Here is a 19,653-nt window from a genome sequence, read left to right on the forward strand (position 1 = left end):
TTACGTACTCTCGTGGGGCGTTACCTCGGTTGGTTGGTCCGTTTCCGGTGACGTTCGGGATTTGCCGTCACGGTATATCGTGTCTCTAGCCTCTTCGTCGAGTTCTGCTGGAGTGCCTTCGAATGAGAGGGATCCGTTCGTCAATCCAATAATGTGATCAGTGTACTCGAGGGCTAGATCGACCTCATGAATATTAATTAAGACAGGAATATCACGTTCATCCGCAATATCGGTTAGGAGTTCCATCACTTCGTGAGAAGTCTCAGGATCAAGGCTACTCGTTGGTTCGTCCGCCAGCATTATTTTAGGTCGCTGTACAACCGCTCGGGCGATTCCGACCCGTTGGCGTTGTCCACCGGAGAGTGCGTCAGCACGGTTATTCTCCAGCCCACCAAGACCAACTCTGTCGAGTATCTGGTACGCCTCAGTGATATCTTTTTGTGGGAACGACCGACGAATCGAACTGAGGTTTCCAACGTATCCGAGACGGCCAGATAATACGTTCTCCATTACAGTTAATCGTTCGACGAGATTGTACTCCTGAAATATCATACCCATATCACGCCTGGTATTACGAAGTTCGTTTTTAGAGAGGGAAGTGATTTCAGTTCCGTCCAGATACACTTCTCCCGATGTTGGCTCCGTGAGACGGTTTATACAGCGAATAAACGTACTTTTGCCTGCGCCGCTGGGACCGATGATCGATACAATCTCGTTACCAGAGACCTCTACCGATACATCATCTAGGGCCCGATCTCCTGTGTCATAAACTTTCTCTAAATTGTTTACTGTTAACATTTTTTATTACCTCATCTATGGGTGCTTATCGATAATGATACTTAAAGGTATTCACACCGCGCGATTCACGTGCCGCTACTACCTAGTCAGTGCATGGGATAGTCTGAGTCCCGAGATCATATTTGGTCCTCTACGTATTCGACTTCATTGTATTCCTGTATAGACAGGACGGCGTCCCAGTGGCTTGCATAATCGATTTCGACCCATCGGCCTCGTCCATCGTAGTATTCAGCCAGCTCAGTGTCCATGTAATCGTACTCTAAGTACGCATTTCGAATTCCTTCACGGATATCTGGATGAAGGTTGTACTTGTACGTGAATCCAGTTGTAACGAAGGGGACACTGTTATAAACGACTTTTAGCTCATCAGCATCGGCTGCCCCCTCGCGCGAGGCTCGCTCTACAACAGTACTGGCAACTGGTGCGGCTTCATAGTCGCCGTGTTGAACTCCGAGAATGCTGTTTTCGTGGCTTCCGGAGTATTCAACGTCGTAGTCCTCATCGGGTTCCACCCCTTCATCAGTAAACCACGCACGCGGCGCCAAATTACCGGAATTGGACGCAGGGTCGGTGTGGGCAACGCTCTTGCCTTCTAAATCATCCAGTGAATTGATTTCATCATTATTTGCCTGGGTCACTACCCACAGTTTGTATCCGAACGTATCTTCAGCGACCTGAATTGCAAACGGAACTGCACCCGCCATATTCACTGCAAACGGAACCGCGCCCGTTCCGAATCCACACGTGTGAAGCCGATCTGCACGCATTGCTTCGACCTGTGCAGCATAGGAGGTCAGCCCGTGAAATTCAGTATCTTTGCCGGTTTCAGCCTCAACGTTTTCTCGGATTGGATCCATCAGGTCTTCGTATACACCAGGATCTTCGCTGGGTACGAGCGACATGACAATCGTGTCTGGATCAATCCACTCATCGGAACTCTCCGGTGGTTCTGGGTGTGGATTTCCATACCGCGGCTCATCACGCTCTTCAAAATTATCCAGTTCGTTTATGTTGGCAACTTCGAAGCCTTCATCAAGCAGCGTCGGGGCCATCTGCGGGAACACTGGATTATCAGGATCAAAGTCTTCGAACTCTGTGCCACCCCCGTTTCCAGTACCGTTCCCTGTCGAGTCACCGTTACCACCGCTTCCGGAATCGTCATCCCCACCAACACATCCTGCAAGTCCACTCATAAACGCTGCGCCGGTACCCATCAATAGGTTCCTTCGTCTGTTGTTAACTGGCATCCATCTATACCACATGAATTATAGGTATATAACTATATCCCATTTTTCCATCTCCCTTCTTTGACCATAATATCTAAAATGTTTTTCGTATAACTGGTCTGGATACATCCGGCACTATGTTCCGTAGATTCAATAGGCAGAGACATTCCCGTATAGATGCCACGGTAAATTGGTGCACATCAAAACTCACAATCTGTATGAATTCAGTTAGAAATTAGTACCATTATTGTCGTACCCAGCCAAATGAGGACAAGATCAACTCAGTAATTTTAAGCCGTCCCCGCGAATACTCGAGTACAGTATGACCTCTGAAAGCGGTTCTAGTGACACAGATGTCGTCGTGATCGGTGCTGGCCCCGGAGGGTACGTCGCTGCGATCAGGGCGGCACAGCACGGGCGCGACGTTACACTGGTCGAGAAGAACGCCTACGGCGGGACGTGTCTCAACGTCGGCTGCATTCCGTCGAAAGCGCTCATCACGGCAACGGATATCGCATACGACGCGGGGCAGGCCGAAGAGATGGGAGTCTACGCAGAAGCGGCGGTTGATCTCAAAGAGATGGTCGAATGGAAAGACGGTATCGTAGATCGATTGACCAACGGCGTCGAAAAACTCTCGAGCGCACGCGGCGTCACGTTGGTCGAGGGTACCGCATCGTTCGTCAACGAACGAACACTCGAGATCGAGACGGGTGGTGAGCGCGATCGGCTCTCGTTCGACCACGCGATCATCGCGACTGGATCACGGCCTATCGAGCTCCCAGGTATGGCTTTCGACGGCGAGACAGTGCTGTCCTCGACGCACGCGCTCGCACTCGAGCGGGTGCCACAACGGCTCGTCGTCGTCGGTGCGGGGTACATCGGCATGGAACTTTCGACGGTATTCGCAAAGCTGGGGACGGACGTCACGGTCGTCGAAATGCTCGGGGGCGTTCTCCCAGGGTACGACGACGAGATCTCGAATACCATCCGTTCGCGGGCCGAGAAGCTCGGGATAACGTTCCGGTTTGGAGAAGGTGCAAGCGACGCGACACAGACCCCGAACGGCGTTCGAGTCACGACCGAAAACGAGGGTGAAGAGTCGTTCGAATACGACGCCGACCACGTCGTCGTCGCCGTCGGCCGAGAGCCCGTTACCGACACGCTCGCGCTCGAAAAGATCGGAATCGAGCCGGACGATCGCGGGTTTATTCGGACCGACGAGCAGGGACGGACCGAGTGCGATCACGCGTTCGCGATCGGAGACGTCACCGGAGAGCCGATGCTCGCCCACGCGGCGAGCAAAGCGGGTCACGTCGTTGCGGACGTAGTCGCCGGAGAAACGACGACGCTGGATGAGTTCGTCGTGCCGGCGGCCGTGTTTACCGATCCCGAAATTGGATCAGTGGGGATGACCGCGGATGAGGCGACCGAACGCGGATACGAACCGGTCGTCGGTCGAATGCCGCTCAACGCGTCGGGTCGTGCCCTCACGCTCGACGAACCAGACGGGTTCGTCCGAATAGTCGCTGATGGAGACACCGAAACGATCCTCGGTGCACAGATCGTCGGTCCCGAAGCATCGGAACTGATCGCTGAACTCGCACTCGCGATCGACCTCGAGGCGACGCTGGCGGATCTCGCAACGACCGTTCACACGCATCCAACGCTGAGCGAAGCCGTGATGGAGGCCGCGGCAAACGCTCGCGGCGAGGCAATCCATACGCTCAACAGATAGCTCAGCATCGATGGGCCACGAGTGAAAAACCGCACCGTGAATAGTATCGAATCGTTTTGTCGGTCGTAATCGTGTGAGACGATCCGGCGTAAGTCAGCACCGTGCTACCGCGATCCGTACGAGAGACGGCGACGGACAGCAGTCACGCACTCGGGAGTGAGAGGAAACCGGCGACAAAGACGCGAAAGAGGACAGATACGTGACGAACGTCGAGCGCGAGCGATCGTCAGGCGAGGTCGAGAATCTCGTCGACGATCTCGTCGGTTCCCGGGATGATCTCGTCTTCGAGCGTCGGACTAAACGGAATCGGAACGTTGTCGACACCGAGTCGCTTGACGGGAAGGTCGAGATCCCAGAACGCACCCTCGGAGATCACTGCCGACAGTTGTGACTGGGTCCCGTAACTCAGCGGCGTGTCGTCGACGACGACACAGCGACCGGTCTTGCGGGCGCTTTCGACGATCGTTTCGGTGTCGAGCGGTGAAATCGTCCGGGGGTTAACGACTTCCACGCTGATCCCGTCCGACGCCAGCCGTTCGGCGGCCTCGAGTGCGTTCCAGAGTTGGTTCTGGGTCGCGACTACGGTGACGTCCTCGCCGCGGCGCTCGATCGCTGCCTTCCCGATTTCGTACTGGTAGTCCTCAGTCGGTACTGGGGCTTTCCGGTTGTAGACCCCACCGTGTTCGAACACCATCACCGGGTCGTCGCTTCTGACGGCGGCTTTCAACAGTCCTTTGGTGTCTGCAGGCGTCGACGTACAAACGACCTTCAGCCCCGGAATCGCTGCCAACCAGTGGTGCAGCGCCTGAGAGTGTTGGGCGGCCGCGTTTGCACCCATCACGTTTTTGGTTCGGATTACCATCGGCAAGTCGAGTTCCCCGCCGAACATGTAGCGCATCTTGGCGACCTGGTTGAGCAACTGATCGCCAGCCACGCCCAGGAACCCACAGTACATGACCTCGACGACGGGACGCATGCCGGTCGCGGCCGCGCCAAGTGCGCTTCCGACCATCGAAACCTCGCTGATCGGAGTGTTTCGCACGCGATCGGTACCAAAGCGGTCGTCCAGACCTTTGAGGATATTCGAGGTTCCGCCACGTCCGGAGACGTCTATCCCCTGAATGTAGACCCGGTCGTCGCGTTCCATCTCCTCACCGAGCGTCCGGTTGATCACGTCACGAACCGCGAACTCTTCGCTCTCGCCTGCAGTTGCGCTCATGCCTGCTCACCTCCATCACTGAAGACGCCCTCATAGGCTTGCTGTGGATCAGGATAGTCGCTGTTTCGGGCGAACTCGATCGCGTCCTCGATCTCGGCTTCGATCTCGGCTTCGATCTCCGCGTAGCCATCTTCGGTCAGTACTCCCTCGCCGATGAGTTTCTCCGGATAGGTTGAAAGCGGATCGCGCTGTTTCCACTCCTCGAGTTCACCGTCGGGACGGTAGAATTGACTGTCACCCTCGTGGTGGCCCTCGAAGCGGTAGCCGACGCACTCGATCAGCGACGGACCACCGCCGTTTCGTGCCTGATCGACGGCGTCGAGGGTTGCCTCGTACACTGCCTCGACGTCCATTCCGTCGACCTGGATTCGAGTAACGCCGTAGGGCTCACCGTATATCGTGAGATCGTCCAACGCAGACGGTGGATGGTGTTCCTCGAGACCGGTCATTTCGCCGTACTGGTTGTTTTCGATGATTCCGAGAAGCGGAAGCTCCCAGATACCAGCCTGGTTGAACGACTCGTGAAACGCACCTTCGGAGAGTGCACCATCACCGAAAAACGAGACCGCGACTTCGTCGGTGTCTCGCATCTTTGCCGACAGGGCAGCACCGGTTGCGATCGGGATGCCGCCGGCGACGATCCCGTTTGCGCCGAGCATTCCGGCGTTGACGTCTGCGATGTGCATCGAACCGCCCTTGCCGTTACAGTAGCCGGTCTCCTTTCCGTACAGTTCGGCGGCCATCTTGTCGGTGTCGAGTCCTCTGGCGATGCAGTGACCGTGCCCACGGTGAGTACTCGTCAGGTAGTCACGTTCAGTAAGTGCCTGACAGACACCCGTTGCAATAGCTTCCTGACCGATGTACAGATGAAGGAAGCCAGGAATTTCAGCGTCGGCAAACTTGTTCTGGACAACGGATTCGAACTCACGGATTCGAACCATCGTTCGGAGCATGTCGATTCGCTCCTGATCTGCGATCTCTTCGGATCGCTCTCCTTGCGAACTCATACCCATCAGAATCCGCCCCACGCATATAAACTTTGATGAACGAACGATGAAAGAGCGAACCGAACGTCGTCTACGAGGACAGTTCCGCAACGTCCAGACGAATCGGGACATCGTCGCTGACGATTCGGGCGACGTAACAGGCCCGTTCGGCCTTCGTGGCGAGTTCGGTCACCGTCTCGAGATTTGCGTCTGTTTCGACTCGAAGCGTAATATCGATCTCCTCGAGTGAACCCTGGTCGGGGCTACCGACGACGTCGGACGTAACCGAACGAACGGTGACGTCGTTCTGTGCAGCCAGCTGGCGGACCATCAGTGAGAAACAGGAACCGAGCGAGCCGAGGAAGTGATCGACGGGCGAGGGCGCAGATCCGGATCCGCCGATGGCTTCTGGTTCGTCGAACTCGACCGAACCGTACGCGGTCCGAAAGCGTCCTGCGAGATCGCCATCCGTTTCGATTCGGATCTCGCGATCGTCGAGGTCGGGCTCAGCCGTCGTGAGCGGAACGTCAGCGTCGAAGAACTCGACCAGGGCGTCCGAATCGGTGAGAGTACCAACGAGTCCATCGAGGAACCGGGCGGCGTCGGCACCGTTGACGACGCGGTGATCGAACGACAGGCTCAGCGTCATCGTCCCATCGTCTCGAATCCTGCCGACACCGAGGATCGCGATCTCCGGGGGGTTGATAATCGGATCGAAGTCGTCGACGCCGAACATACCGAGATTCGAGATGGTGAAGGTTCCTCCCGAGAGATCGTCCATCGTCGACTCGCCCTCTAGAGCTCGCCGCGTCAACGTCCGCCGAGCGTCTGCGACCGCTTCGACGCTTTTGTTCGACACCGTAGGGACGACAGGCGTGAGCAGCCCGCTCTCGACGTCGACAGCAACGCCGACGTTGACCTCCTCGATGAGGTTGTGCTGGCCGTCCTCGAAGAGTGCGTTGAACTCCGGCTGTGTCTCGAGTTGAGCGCCGACACTTCGGAGCAACAGGTCAGTAAGCGAGACGTCGGTATCCTGTTGCTCGGCGGCCGTTTTGACCGCACGGAGCGTTTCGGCTGAAAACGAGCGGTTCAGTGTGACGTGAACCGCCTGGCGATCGCTCTCGCTCAGACGATCGCTGATCGTCTGTTGGACGGTCGAGAGTTCGCGCGTTTCGCGGACCGTTCGCGTGACGTCGGCGGCGGTTCCGGAGTCACGTTCGAGGTGAGCCTCGACGTCCCCTTCGGTGATCGCACCACCGGGGCCGGTTCCATCGACAGCAGCCAGAGAAATTCCCTTTTCGGTCGCGAGCTGGCGCGCACCGGGCGATGCACGGACCGGCTCATCCGAGGCAGAGCCCCCGGATCGGGACTCGGATTGGGTCTCGCTTGCGTTCTCGAGATGAGTCTCGACGTCTCCTTCGGTGATTGCCCCGCCAGGACCGGAGCCCTCGACGGTCGTCAGATCGACATCGTTCTCCCCCGCTACCTGTCTCGCTCCGGGTGACGCACGAACGTCGGCGCTTTTCGGCCTCGACTGCGAACGGGTAGTCGAGGCGGGAGAACTCGAAGCCGAGTTACCTCCGTCCTCGACACCGCTTGCGTTACCGCCGGTGTCGGCCCCGCCACCATCGGAACCGTCCACGAGCGACGCATCGATGTGATCCTCGAACTGAGAGAGGTCCTCGTCGGGAGCGGCGAGAATTCCGATCGGAGTTCCCGGCTCGACTTTCTCCGTCTCCTCGACGATGATTCGACGAATCGTGCCGTTCTCACGTGCGTTCACGTCGTTCGTCGCCTTTTCAGACTCGACGACGACGATAACCTCGTCAGCTTCGACCGTCTCGCCCTCGTCGTACTCCCACGAGACGACCTCTCCTCGATCCATCTCCATGCCCATTTGTGGCATTCGAACGATATAACCCATACTATAGTCGAAATATTCGAGCAAGTTATAAAAGTGTATGGTTCCTCGTCGAGTATCGGACCGATCGGAGACCGAATCGAAGTGATCGAAATACACTGGTACGGAACGATTTTATTCTTCCTGTCCGTTCACCGCGCATGGACGAATCCCGTCTCGTTGGCGTACATCTCGGCACCTCGAGTGTACGGGTTGCAACGTACGATCCCGATGGAACGCTGATCGCTGACGGTGAAGCGCCGATCGAAGAGCAGACAACCATCGCGTGGGAACGTGCACTCCGGAGTGCAGCGCCGGCGCTCCCATCGTCGGGGACCTGTTCGGTCGCCAGTACGTCCGGTACCGTACTGTTGGTCGACGAGTACGGCGAACCGGTCTTTCCGCCGCAGATGTACTACGAATCAGCGCCGGAGCAAGCCAAACGTCTCCGTCAACTGGACGTCGGAAACGATCTGACGAACTGGGACGTGGTGTCGTCGTCGGCCGGGCCACTCGCGAAGGTTCTTCAGCTGCGAGAGGACCATCCCGACCGATTCGAGGACGTCGAGTGGGTTCTCAGCCCGACGACGTGGCTCCTATATCGGCTCCGGTACGGACGCTCGTCGGTCTGGAAGACCGTCGAGACCGACTGGACGAACGCGATGAAGTTCGGGGCGGATATCACGGTTTCCATGCCCGAGTGGAACAGCTCGCTGTTCGAAGCGTGTGATCTCTCTTCAACACTGTTTCCCGCGATTCGTCCGCCAGGTTCTTACATCGGATCGGCAGAAAGCGAAGTCGCAGAACGAACCGGATTCGGTGGCTGTAAGCTGTACCAGGGAATGACGGACGGAAGCGCATCAGTGCTCGCAAACGGCTGTCTCGAGCCCGGAGACTTCAGCGTCACGTTCGGGGCGACGAGCGTGATCAAATACGTGTTGGACGAGATTACACCTCACGAGGCACTGTACTATCACCGCCATCCGCTCGATGGCTACATTCTGGGTGCGTCCTTCGACAGCGGGTCCGTTCTCCGGTGGTACTTCAATCACGTACTCGACGTCGCCCCCGAGCACGGATTCGAACTCGCGAAGTCGATCGCTCCCGGTCAAGAGTACGAGGTCTTCCTTCAGGGTCACCGCAGTCCATTGTACGATCCGTCTGTGGGGACATCACTTCTCGGGGTCGAGTGTGACACGTCACTCTCGACGGAAGCAGTTCGCGGGCGGATCGCACGGGGCCTGATGACCGGAATCGTTCTTGCAGAGTGGACGTACATCTACCGTATTCAGGAACACTTCGACACGACCATCGACAGAATCCAGCTCATGAACGACGGAGCCCCGAGCTTGCACGACGACTACAACTGGTGGAACGAACTCCGAGGACAGATCTGGAACCGATCGATCACCGAGATGGAACCCAGAATGACGGCCGGACTTCTCATCCCTGCGGCACTCATTACGTCGGAGTACGCAGACAGCAACGAAGCCGTCAACTGTCTCCTGCGACAGCGTTCGGAGATCGAGCCGGCCAGCGATCAGATCGGAGACTACGACGACCGCCGAGACAGGTATCTCGACCGATGGTACCAGGTCGCTGACCTGTACGATCGGCACTAGTGGTCCCAATACGAATCGCCGTACAGGTTTACCGACGCAAGCGCGACTGTCCTGCGGTTGCAACGGTAACGACTTTCAGCAGTTCGTATCCTCGTCGTCTCGGAAATGAACGAGTCGACGAGGGTACACCGGAGGGGTTGGTGAACCACCGCGATCGACGGAGCAACGAGGTCAGTCGTCCGCACTCAACTCGAATAACAGGGTGCGAAGCTGGGGCAGATCGTCTGCAACGTACTCCGCCTCGGGAATCGGTTCCGGGTCGCCTCCGTACTCGTACCGAACGACGGTCGTACCGGCCCGGCTGGCCGCGCGTGCGCCGTGTATCGAGTCCTCGACGACGAGCGCATCGAACGGATCGACGTCGAGCCGCTCGAGCGCGTGTTCGTAGATCGCAGGATCCGGCTTACCAGGTGCCTCGATGTCCTCGGCGCTGACGATCACGTCTGGCGCGCTCAGGTCGGAACGATCGACGACGAGCGTGATCCACCGACGCGGTGACGAGGAGACGATACCGAAACTGGATACTCGATCCTGAAGCGACGAAACGAGCGCCGGCATCCCCTCGGTGACGGTCGCTCGCTCTCGGTACATCCTTTCGGCAAAGGCTTCGACCTCAGCTTCGAAACGGTCGGGGCCACCGGGGAGACCGTACGTCTCATCGAGCGCAACGAGACTTTCTCGAAAGTTCCGTCCGGTGACGTCCTCGAGTGTTGGCTCGCCGTCTACCGCTTCGGGAAACACTTCCGTCTGCCAGTATCGTTTCCAATGTGGCTCCGAATCGACCAGTACACCGTCCATATCGAAGAGAACTGCTCGTGTCATCGTCGACGAGCGGTACGATCTGCGTGAATAAAAAGCTGGCTAGGGAAAAGAGCGCTCGAGCAGATCATTACCGTGAGTGAGATAGTGGTTCTATTATTCAGAAGGTTTATTTAGATATGGATAAATAGACCACTATGAGCGAAAACGCAAACCATCCCGTGACGACGAGCCAGAAAACGATCCGGATTCTGGAGACGATTTTCCAGGAAAACGGCGGAACACTCACCGAGTTAGCGTCGGAACTCGGAATGAACAAAAGTACGACCCACAACCATCTGACCACACTCGTCGACGAAGAACTCGTCGTCCGAGACGGGGCGGAGTACCGACTCGGACTTCGGCTTCTCGAGTTCGGGGGGTATGCACGGAATCAACACGCGTTGTACCAGCGGGCGCTCCCGGAAATCGAACGGCTGGCCGAACAGACGGGAGAGATCGCAAATCTGGTCATCGAAGAGCACGGTCATGCGGTATACCTGGCCTGTGAAACCGGCGAGCAAGCCGTCAACATCGACGTCTATCCCGGCCTTCGGCGGCCGCTTCAGGTAACCGCCTCGGGAAAGGCGATTCTCGCAAGTTTATCACCGGACCGCGTCGACGAAATCGTCGACCGACACGGACTCCCGGCTAAAACGCCGAACAGCATCACCACGCAGGACGAATTAGAAGCGAGTCTCGCAGCGGTCCGAGATCGGGGAATCGCGTTCGACGACGAGGAACACATCAAGGGGTTGCGGTGCGTTGGTGCGCCAATCCACGATTCGAACGGAGAGGTACTCGGTGCAGTAAGCGTCTCTGGACCCGCGAGTCGCATGACCGACGGTCGGTTTTACGACGAGTTCCCATCGATCGTCAACAGCACGCTCAACGTCATCGAACTGAACATCAACCAGAAAGCTCCGTAACGCGTACTACCGACCGGATCTCGGAGAACCGGTTCGATAATGTCAGTCGGGTTCGTTCCGATCACGTCGGGATAATTTACAAAAGTACATATGTATAGTAACGGGTATCGCCGGAGACTGACAGGAACACTCGCGAACGAAGCGCATCACCACGCAAATATTCAGTATATGAGAAGGGAAGTTCTGACAAGTGAAACACGGATGGGGAACCGGGATGGTGCAGCAGACCCTCGTTCGGAATGAGGTGGGGATACAGTACAGCACAGTAAGCAGAGAGGAACGGCTCGTGAGCGTGTGTCGAAAGCGTGGACGAGGGGTCGTGCGATCAGGTTATCAATATGGACCGCGAGAAACGCGAGTTCCAAACCGTGAGTGTCGAATCTTCGAATGGACTATACACGCAGAGGCCGACGACTGAACCGAGCTCATGACATTCTATCGTGGCAGTGAACTCGAGTCAGTGTACCAAAATGCACTCTCGGACGGATTCGGACTCGTCGCATCGAACATCGCCGAGCCGAACGTTCTGATTGGCCTCATGGAAGGTGCATCACGTGCAGAATCCGATCTGCTTCTCCAGGCCTCGGCCGGTGCCTGTCGGTTCGCGGGTAACGGCGACGCGGAGGCGGGGCTGAACGCTCTCGGCGCGTATATCGACGCGCTTGCCGAGGGATTCGATATCGGCGTGTTTCTCAACATGGATCACCAAACGGACACGGAGTTCATCGAATTCCAGATGGACGAGGAGATCCCGTCGTCGGTCATGATCGACGCCTCAAGCGAATCGTTCGAAGAAAACGTCAAAATCAGTCGAGAAGTCGTTCGTATGGCCACCGAGAAAGACGCTGACGTCCTTATCGAGGCTGAACTCGGGCAGATCAAGGGTGCAGAGGACGATCTCGAGGTAGACAACGCGTTCTATACGGATCCGGAACAGGCGGTCGAGTTCGTCGATCGAACAGGATGTGATCTGCTCGCGATATCCGTCGGCACACAACACGGCGTCGCCAAGGGAAAAGACCTGGAACTCCGCCCGGATCTGGCTGGGGAGATTCGCCAGACGTTGCGAGACCACGGACTGGATACACCGCTGGTTCTCCACGGGTCCTCCGGCGTCCAACCGGACCAACTCCGGACGATGCTCAGACACGGGATCTGTAAAGTGAACAAAGACACACGATACCAGTACGAATACACGCGAACGGCCATGGAGTACTACGAGCGACACCGAAATTCGATCGTCCCACCGGACGCTGATCGGGATGGTCGAGACACCTTCTTCAACGAGACCGCGTGGACACCGAACAAGGATCATTTCGATCCACGGGTCGGCGGTCGCCAAATACGCGAACGTATCGCGGAGGTACACGCGCAGCTGGCCGCCGTCTCGGGGAGCGCGGGACGAAGTCGGTACCTCGAGACGCAGTGAATCGGCCGGAATGACGACCGGCGGAGAGACGCCGCGGCTATTATCGAGCGAAACCGGAGAGTTCGCCCTCATCTCGACGTCCCGCTTCGCAACTACGACGATATTTATTGTGAGATCTGCAGGTGTCGACACCCGGTCCCGGAGAACAGGTGACGACGACCGTTCGGTTCGGGGTTTATACGATCTGGTGTACGTCAGTAGTGCGACCGCGACCCGTCTTCAGTTCCACCGGTAACCCGGTACAGCAATCCGGATCACTCGAGAAACGAACCGACCGATCAAAGTTTGGCCGGAGGAGAGAAAGCCCAATATACAATATTTAAATATATTCTGTATAAATTATAAGTTTGGAAGGTGGGTAGGCGTGGATGACGAGCGGTCAGGACGGACGAGGACTGAGTTCCTAACGACAGCCCGATAAATGTGTGAGATAGCAGCCTCTGATGGATCTGAGTACAGTTTCGAACAACAAAACACAGATTATCGATTATACGTCCGTCTTTTCGACTGATTAGTCCAGTAATAAGAATAAATGAGAACTCCCGAGCGGATACCCGGTCCGATAGTCTCAGTTCGGGCGCCCCTGTGTGTACGCGACAAACGGTCACATGATCGAAGAAGAGTGAAGAAATCGGTCGGTTCAACCGGTAGATGGCTAATGTGTGGTGGGAGAGCGACTCGAGAAGTGAACTACCCCCACCTACCGAGCTCGGGGTTGCTCACCCCTCGCTCGTTGAGGAAGGGGGCTTACCCGCCTGCGGTTCAGGTAAACGCAGTCGTTCGAACTCGTCGGAACTCCCTATCGACTACCCAGTCGGTACTTGGCCGCGTGCCAACAAACACAGAATATTATATAATATATAGTACACTATAGTACTTATTCTTTTTATCAGATAGTTCTTCGAGTGATGAGATAGACGAATGGAGTCGAAAGACTGGTCGCACGGAGTCAGTCGGGGATGGGGACTAACAACGATTCCAGCGAAACGAATCTATCGCGCAGATAGGCAATCGTTCGGCGGATCGATCACCGCCGCGGATCGACGAGATCCACAGCCCGTCAACCGGTCGTGGCAGGCAGTCGGTTCGTTCGGTTGGAAAATGAGGTCGTAGACGGCGAGCGAGGGCTAATCAGGACGAGTCGCGTGGAACGGCAACCCTTCGACGCCGTCACGCTGGAACGAATCGATCGTCGCGTTCACCTCGTGGTACTCGAGGATGTTCTCCTGAATCATCCGTTCGATGATGTCCGAACGGAACTGCAGATCGTCGTAGATGTCGCGCGTATCGGCGTAGCCGAGCAACGTGGCGATCTGTTCTTCGAGAACGTAGGAGTTGTTCATGCCCTGGAAGACGATTTCGTCTTCGACCGGATCCCAGTAGAACACCTGCCGGGTGACGACGCCGTCCATCTGTTCGGAGTAGCCCTCGATCTCCTGTACGCTCGTGACGCGCCGGAGGACGTCGTCGCCTTGCTTGACGCGGTTCTGGAACAGCGCGACGTCCGCGTTGTCCATGAACGTCTCGGGGACGTTGATCGGGTCACCCGTAAACCGCTGGATCATCGAGACGATATCGCTCGCGTGGAACGTCAGCATCACCGGGTGGCCGGTCTGTGCGGCCTGGAACGCCATTCGTCCTTCCTCCCCACGAACCTCACCCACGACGATGTACTCGGGACGTGACCGGAGTGCGGCCTCGACCAGGTTGAACATGTCGACGTCCGCGCTGTCCTCGCTGCGGCTCTCTCGGGTCAGTAACTGCTGCCACGTATCGTGTGGTGGGAGAACTTCCGCCGTGTCCTCGGCCGTGTAAATCTTCGAGTCGCGGGGAATGAACGTCATGATACTGTTCAACGTCGTCGTCTTTCCCGACGCCGTTTCCCCGACGACGAACACGGTTCGCTCGTTCTCGAGGCACAGCCAGAGGTACGCCGCGAGCTCCGGAGAAAGCGTCCCCCAGTTCGTAATCTGGGTGACCGACAACGGGACCTCATCGCCCTGACGGATGGTGAGGCTCGGCCCTTTCACGCTCACGTCGTCGCTGTAGATCACGTTCAGACGCGAGCCGTCGGGCAGCGTGGAGTCGATGATGGGTTCGGCGTCCGTCATCGGGTTCCCGATCCGTTCGCCCATGTTGCTGAGCCAGCTGTCGAACTCCTCTTTGGTGCCGAAATCGACGGTGGTCTCGACTAACCCGTACACGCCGTGGTCGACGTAGCACTCGCTGGGGCCGATGACGTGAATGTCCTCGTTGGCCGGGTCACGCATGACCGGCTCGAGCGGACCGAGGCCGACGATGTCTCGGTTGAGTCGATACCGGATGTTTTCGAACGTCTCCTGAGGAATCTCCTGGATACCGGGGTGAAACTTGATTTTTAGCCGCTCGAGGAGGTTGTCGGGTTCGGTGCCGCGAATGTGTGTCGACTCGGCAAGCAACTCCTCGATACGATCCCCGTACTCGGCTTCCTTCTCCGGCGCTTGCTTGCTTGCACTACGACGGAGGAGCGAGTCTTTGACCGCCGAGAAAACGATCTGCTCTTCTTCCGAGAGCGTCGGCTCGACCGCGAAGTACTGCATTTTGGTTCCGACGTCACCGTAGATATGACTGTAAATGGGACCACCGACCGGATACAATACGTTCGGGTGATTCGATTCGTACTCCCCGGTCGGCTCGTCGATGAGGACCGGAAACTCTCCAGTTATCTGTCTGAACTTCTTTAGGTGTTCGCGAAGATGAGGGCGGCGAGCCGCAAGCTCCTGAAGCTCGTCTGACGGTTTTGGCGTCCCCATTTCAGTCATATAACGGACACCGAATTAGGCGACACTACGGTTTTCGATCACGATACCCGTGCCGGACCGAACGGAGTATCCGACTCTGTCACCGACCTGTTCACCCATTCCGGCGAAGCGCTTGATGAAGAGCTGTCGGCGGATGTCGTTGCCGACTTCGATCATCTCGAGTTCGATGAAGACGTCCGCGATCGATCTGAACGGACCGATCGCTTCTTCACCGACCGTCGACGGATCGACCGTCAGAACGACGACTTTGCCCTGTGAGATGACGTTCCGGAGGAACGAGATTATCTCGAGTGCCGCCTGTCGTTCGTCGTTCTGTCTGACGAGGGCTTCGAACTTCGGATCGTTTCGGAGAATCGCATCGAACGTGTCGATGACGATGATATCCGCCGACCAGATCGTATCCTCGTCCATCAAGTCCGTCAGGAGGTCCTGACGGGTGTCCTCTTCGCCGGACGACGAGAGAACCCCACCGCTGTCCAGATCACCGTGGAGAAACAACAGGTTCTCGAACAACAGGTGCTCTTCGACGTTGTAATCCAGCGAGTCCATCTGCTCGACGAACCCCTTGACCTCGAGTTCGGTCGAGAGGAAGGTAACCGACTTGCCGGTTTCACACAGCCCGTACGTAAACCGCTGTGAAATCGCGCTCTTTCCGGCACCGTAGTCGCCTTCCATCAGAACGATACTCCCCGTTGGAATACCACCACCGAGTTCTTTGTTCAGCCGATCGCGGTCGTCCAGACCGATCGAGAAGATGTTATTGAGTTGGCTCATGTGTCGTTAAACCGTTCGCGATTCGTCTTCCGACGTCAACAGCGATCGGATGAGTTCGATCTGCCACCGTTCCAGATCGCTTTCTTCCTCCGATGCAACGAGGGGTTTCGTCGACGGTTCCCGCGGTTGGCTCGATCCCGAGCCACGGCCGGTCTCGGGCGTCGGTTGTGCGTACTCGACCTCGGTTCCGTTCCGGTGTACATCGGGTATTCCGGCGATTTCGAGGCCCGGCTCCGAGAGGATTACGTCCGAGTCCACCCAGATCATCCGTTCGTCATCGCGTTTTTCGTTTCGATCAGAGAGCGGGGGGCCGTCTGCGGGTTCGTCATCCGTCGGTACGGCTTCGATGGTGTCCTCCTCGATGTGAATCGTCCGGACACCTCGGTCGGGCTCCTCGAAATCGGTCTCGATAGCGTCCTCGGCCCACGTTCGGCCCTGTTCATCGTCATCGAGGTTCTCCTCGTCGAACTCGTGGATAACCGACTCGTCGTCGCGCGTCGCCTCCGACGACGTCTCGACCGTGAGATCGGAGTCACTCGAGGCAGTGTCCGGATCGTACTCCTCGAAATCGATCCGCTCTGTTCCAGCGGTGTCGTTTGCTCCGTCGGCATCGAGCGTGACAGGGGAAGACTGAGACGCAAGCGACGGGCGTTCGGCGTCGAGCCACTCATCGAACGAGCACCGTTTCTTCGACGGCGTACCGATCTGTTGGATCCACCAGAGACTCCGCGCGTGATCGACGCCGAGAGAAGAAAGTGGCTCGGGATCGTCGATCTCGGGACCACCGTCGAACCCGTTCAGAATCGTCCGAAGATACTCCTCGACACCGTCGCTTATCCAGTGGATCGATCCGTAAAATCGAATCGTACGGGATGCTCCGTCGAGTCCGACCTCCGCGACAAGGTGATCGAGCCAGTCCATCACGACGAACTCCGTATCGTACTCGGAGGGAACGGACTCGAGATACGGCCGGTTACCGTCATCCCACGGGATCTCGGGTCCGTCGAGTGGGGACTGGTCGGTCCGATCGAGCGCATCATCAGAATCGAGCGCCGTGTCCGCATCCCCGAGTCGAGACCCGGAATCTCCGCCGTCGAGTTCGTCGTCGATGGGGGCAGTCGCTTCGTCGTCGAGTTCCTGCAGCGGGTCGTCGGAGTCGTCCCCAAACGCATCGTCGTCACCAGACGCATCGTCAGATCCGTTCTCGAGGTCACCGTCAGACGTATCCGATTCGTCTCCGTCCCAGTCGGCATCGCCGGAGTCGTACTCGGATTTTAGTTCGTCGAACGACAGATCGCCGTCGTCACCGTCGGTCGCACCGGCGTCGTCAAATTCGTCATCGCCGTCATCGAACTCACCACCGGCGTCGTCGAGCTCGTCGTCGTCATCATCGAATCCAAACTCATCGTCGTCGTCGTCGATTACACTCTCGTCGAGGAAGTCCTCAGCTTCGGCGGCTGCGATATCGTCGTCGACCGCGTTGTCGTCTTCGTCATCCCCATCAGCATCGAAGAGACTGCCACCGCCGAAGTTTCCAGTTCCCTGTGCTCCCCCGCCAGGGCCGCCGAACGTGTCGTTCAGGGAGTCGTCCTCGACGAACGGATTGACTCCCTGCGTTACCATCTCGTAGACCTCGAGGAGTTTCCTGATGTTCTCTTCGATTTCGTCGAGAGACCCGCTGATGTTCTCGTTCTCGCTCTGGACAGTGTTGACGGTCGACGCGAGCGAACCGACCTCGTTTTCCATGTCCTCGACGCGAGACTCGATTTCGCTCGAGACGCGGTCGTCGTCGTCCATCTCCCCCATACCGTCGATGGACATTCCGCCGTCGTCGGCCATCTCACCGTCGTCACCGAGAAGGTCGTCGGTGCCGCCGTCGTCACCGAACAGGTCCGCATCCCCCATTTCCGAGCCGGATCCGTCGCTACTCAGTCCGTCGCCGGTGCTCACACCGGGCATCAACTCTTCTTGACTCATACTGCCCGCGAGTTCACCGGTGTCGAGCGAACCGTCGCCGTTTCCGGCGTTCGAGTCGCTTTCGCCGTCGTTCCCGAGTATATTTCCGATTATGGACAGTAACATGGTGAGCTCGTTGCAGGAGTTCGATCGAAAGCACGCTCGTCTCGATCGGTTACGAGAACGAAGAGACTAACAATCGAACCAACCCGGTGTTGGTTAGGGGGGGAGCGAGTCGTCATCTGTCGGTACTATGTAAATCAACATATTAAGTGGTTCCGGCCGTGTGTCCTCTACGTCAGACGATATATCAAGGTAGCTGAGAGAAGATTTTTCTATCATATTCGAAATAGTATATGAGCTGGTATCGAGAATATCGGGCACGAACCAAGGTTTCTTCTTGGTGCGCGTATAATCACTTCTACGGGACAGGCATGCCGGACAGTAACAAGGAAAAAAACCCAAAAGAGAAAGCCGACGTTCCGCCTGTACTCCCAGGCGAACAGCCAAAGCCCTCCGGAAGTGGCGGTGCTCTCTCCCCAGAGGAGCTCGATTTTACCGACAGTCCGTACGTCTCGAAAGTGTCCGAAGGGAGGTACGTCGTTTCTTCGGAGAAGCGTCCGAGCGGCGTCCCGGACACCACCACGGGTTCGAATCGAACCCCACCGCAACCACAGAATCAGCCACATCGCCAGCACGACTCAGCGACGAATCGAGCGAACGTCTCGGAGCGTCCGGCCGGCGATGGACATCAGCCCATCCAGAGCCCGGAAGTGGCACGATCGGTTCTTGCGGACGAGCTCGATCGGACGGATGCACGGTTCGCACTCGACATCATCGCACAGTTCGACCGGACGGCTGTCCGTCATCGAACGAGTTCCGACGACGTCGTCGGGACGTTCAATAATCTTGTTCTCTGGTACGCCCAGCACGTCGCGACGGAGACGCCAACCCAGCGAACGGCCTCGCTGCTCATCGAGCGCTCCGAGTTCGCACCACCACTGTCACCGATGCAACTTCGACAGGCGGCAAGAAAGCACGGTCTCGATAAGTCGAGTAGTCTGGGAGAACTGCTCGAGGCGATCGAATAACGGGAAGCGAACTCGCGTCGGCTCATACGGTTTGCTGTGACTTTTTACCGGAGCGACCGCGAACCGTCCTGCGGTCGCTCCGGTGACGACTTACAGTAGACCGTATCATAGGGACCGTTGTAAATCGTTTCCGGTACAACCACGACTGGCCTGCTGTTATACCGATAAACCGTCACAACAGTCCTTATCAGGCACCGTTGACGAGGATAACGGCACCCATAAAGATCGACAACAGGATCGCGATACCGAACAGTAATACACCACTCTGGGCCGATTCGACGGCTCGAGTCGACAGATCGAATCCGGAACGCTTGCGAGTCATCTCGATATACGCCCTCTATGGAGGGACGGGTGTTCTATCTTGTGGCCCGAGTTGGCCTAGCCTC

Annotated in this window: 15 protein-coding genes; 5 read left to right on the top strand and 10 right to left on the bottom strand. The window is 57.3% G+C overall.

Annotated elements, in window-relative coordinates:
- A complete protein-coding gene (phnC, locus tag EA462_RS16270) occupies window positions 1–798 on the bottom strand; it encodes a phosphonate ABC transporter ATP-binding protein (RefSeq protein WP_124179629.1) in 798 nt (265 codons plus the stop codon).
- A gap of 116 nt (window positions 799–914) precedes the next feature.
- On the bottom strand, window positions 915–2,045 hold the full coding sequence (gene phnD / locus EA462_RS16275; protein WP_124179630.1) for a phosphate/phosphite/phosphonate ABC transporter substrate-binding protein: 1,131 nt from the start codon (window positions 2,043–2,045) through the stop codon (window positions 915–917).
- Window positions 2,046–2,346: 301 nt separating this feature from the next.
- Between phnD and lpdA the strand changes: the two genes are divergently transcribed.
- Window positions 2,347–3,762, top strand: coding sequence for a dihydrolipoyl dehydrogenase (lpdA, locus tag EA462_RS16280; protein WP_124179631.1), 1,416 nt, complete (start codon window positions 2,347–2,349; stop codon window positions 3,760–3,762).
- A 226-nt stretch (window positions 3,763–3,988) separates the two neighbouring features.
- Here lpdA and EA462_RS16285 read toward each other — a convergent pair whose 3' ends face one another.
- The 3 genes from EA462_RS16285 to EA462_RS16295 form a co-directional block, all read right to left on the bottom strand.
- Window positions 3,989–4,981 carry an alpha-ketoacid dehydrogenase subunit beta gene (locus tag EA462_RS16285; protein ID WP_124179632.1) on the bottom strand — a complete coding sequence of 331 codons (993 nt, stop codon included), beginning with the start codon at window positions 4,979–4,981 and terminating at the stop codon, window positions 3,989–3,991.
- Complete coding sequence (locus EA462_RS16290; RefSeq protein ID WP_124179633.1) at window positions 4,978–5,988, bottom strand: thiamine pyrophosphate-dependent dehydrogenase E1 component subunit alpha; 1,011 nt, start codon at window positions 5,986–5,988, stop codon at window positions 4,978–4,980. The genes EA462_RS16285 and EA462_RS16290 overlap by 4 nt, the downstream gene beginning before the upstream one ends.
- 70 nt (window positions 5,989–6,058) lie before the next feature.
- A complete protein-coding gene (locus EA462_RS16295; RefSeq protein ID WP_124179634.1) occupies window positions 6,059–7,891 on the bottom strand; it encodes a 2-oxo acid dehydrogenase subunit E2 in 1,833 nt (610 codons plus the stop codon).
- A 137-nt stretch (window positions 7,892–8,028) separates the two neighbouring features.
- On the opposite strand from EA462_RS16295, the gene EA462_RS16300 reads away from it, so the two are divergent.
- Window positions 8,029–9,489, top strand: a complete 1,461-nt coding sequence (locus EA462_RS16300; protein WP_124179635.1) for an FGGY family carbohydrate kinase — start codon at window positions 8,029–8,031, stop codon at window positions 9,487–9,489.
- A 171-nt stretch (window positions 9,490–9,660) separates the two neighbouring features.
- On the opposite strand, the gene EA462_RS16305 is transcribed toward EA462_RS16300, so the two are convergent.
- Window positions 9,661–10,311, bottom strand: coding sequence for an HAD family hydrolase (locus EA462_RS16305; protein ID WP_124179636.1), 651 nt, complete (start codon window positions 10,309–10,311; stop codon window positions 9,661–9,663).
- A gap of 134 nt (window positions 10,312–10,445) precedes the next feature.
- Between EA462_RS16305 and EA462_RS16310 the strand changes: the two genes are divergently transcribed.
- Together EA462_RS16310 and fba are read left to right on the top strand one after the other, a co-directional pair.
- A complete protein-coding gene (locus tag EA462_RS16310) occupies window positions 10,446–11,216 on the top strand; it encodes an IclR family transcriptional regulator (RefSeq protein WP_124179637.1) in 771 nt (256 codons plus the stop codon).
- A gap of 427 nt (window positions 11,217–11,643) precedes the next feature.
- Window positions 11,644–12,645, top strand: coding sequence for a class II fructose-bisphosphate aldolase (gene fba / locus EA462_RS16315; RefSeq protein ID WP_124179638.1), 1,002 nt, complete (start codon window positions 11,644–11,646; stop codon window positions 12,643–12,645).
- A 1,127-nt stretch (window positions 12,646–13,772) separates the two neighbouring features.
- On the opposite strand, the gene EA462_RS16320 is transcribed toward fba, so the two are convergent.
- From EA462_RS16320 to EA462_RS16330, 3 genes are read right to left on the bottom strand one after another with little or no spacing between them, the layout of a single operon-like run.
- Window positions 13,773–15,446, bottom strand: coding sequence for a type II/IV secretion system ATPase subunit (locus tag EA462_RS16320; RefSeq protein WP_124179639.1), 1,674 nt, complete (start codon window positions 15,444–15,446; stop codon window positions 13,773–13,775).
- A 15-nt stretch (window positions 15,447–15,461) separates the two neighbouring features.
- On the bottom strand, window positions 15,462–16,220 hold the full coding sequence (locus EA462_RS16325) for an ATPase domain-containing protein (RefSeq protein ID WP_124179640.1): 759 nt from the start codon (window positions 16,218–16,220) through the stop codon (window positions 15,462–15,464).
- Window positions 16,221–16,226: 6 nt separating this feature from the next.
- Complete coding sequence (locus tag EA462_RS16330) at window positions 16,227–18,302, bottom strand: FlaD/FlaE family flagellar protein (protein ID WP_124179641.1); 2,076 nt, start codon at window positions 18,300–18,302, stop codon at window positions 16,227–16,229.
- A gap of 308 nt (window positions 18,303–18,610) precedes the next feature.
- Here EA462_RS16330 and EA462_RS18005 point away from each other — a divergent pair, with 308 nt between their 5' ends.
- Window positions 18,611–19,267 (top strand): DUF7500 family protein, encoded by a 657-nt coding sequence (locus EA462_RS18005; RefSeq protein WP_124179642.1) that lies wholly within the window; start codon window positions 18,611–18,613, stop codon window positions 19,265–19,267.
- Between the two features lie 187 nt (window positions 19,268–19,454).
- Here EA462_RS18005 and EA462_RS17780 read toward each other — a convergent pair whose 3' ends face one another.
- Window positions 19,455–19,589, bottom strand: a complete 135-nt coding sequence (locus tag EA462_RS17780) for a hypothetical protein (protein ID WP_279387019.1) — start codon at window positions 19,587–19,589, stop codon at window positions 19,455–19,457.
- Between the last annotated feature and the right edge of the window lie 64 nt (window positions 19,590–19,653).

Origin of the sequence: Natrarchaeobius halalkaliphilus (genome assembly GCF_003841485.1) — an archaeon.
Taxonomy (GTDB): Archaea; Halobacteriota; Halobacteria; order Halobacteriales; family Natrialbaceae; genus Natrarchaeobius; species Natrarchaeobius halalkaliphilus.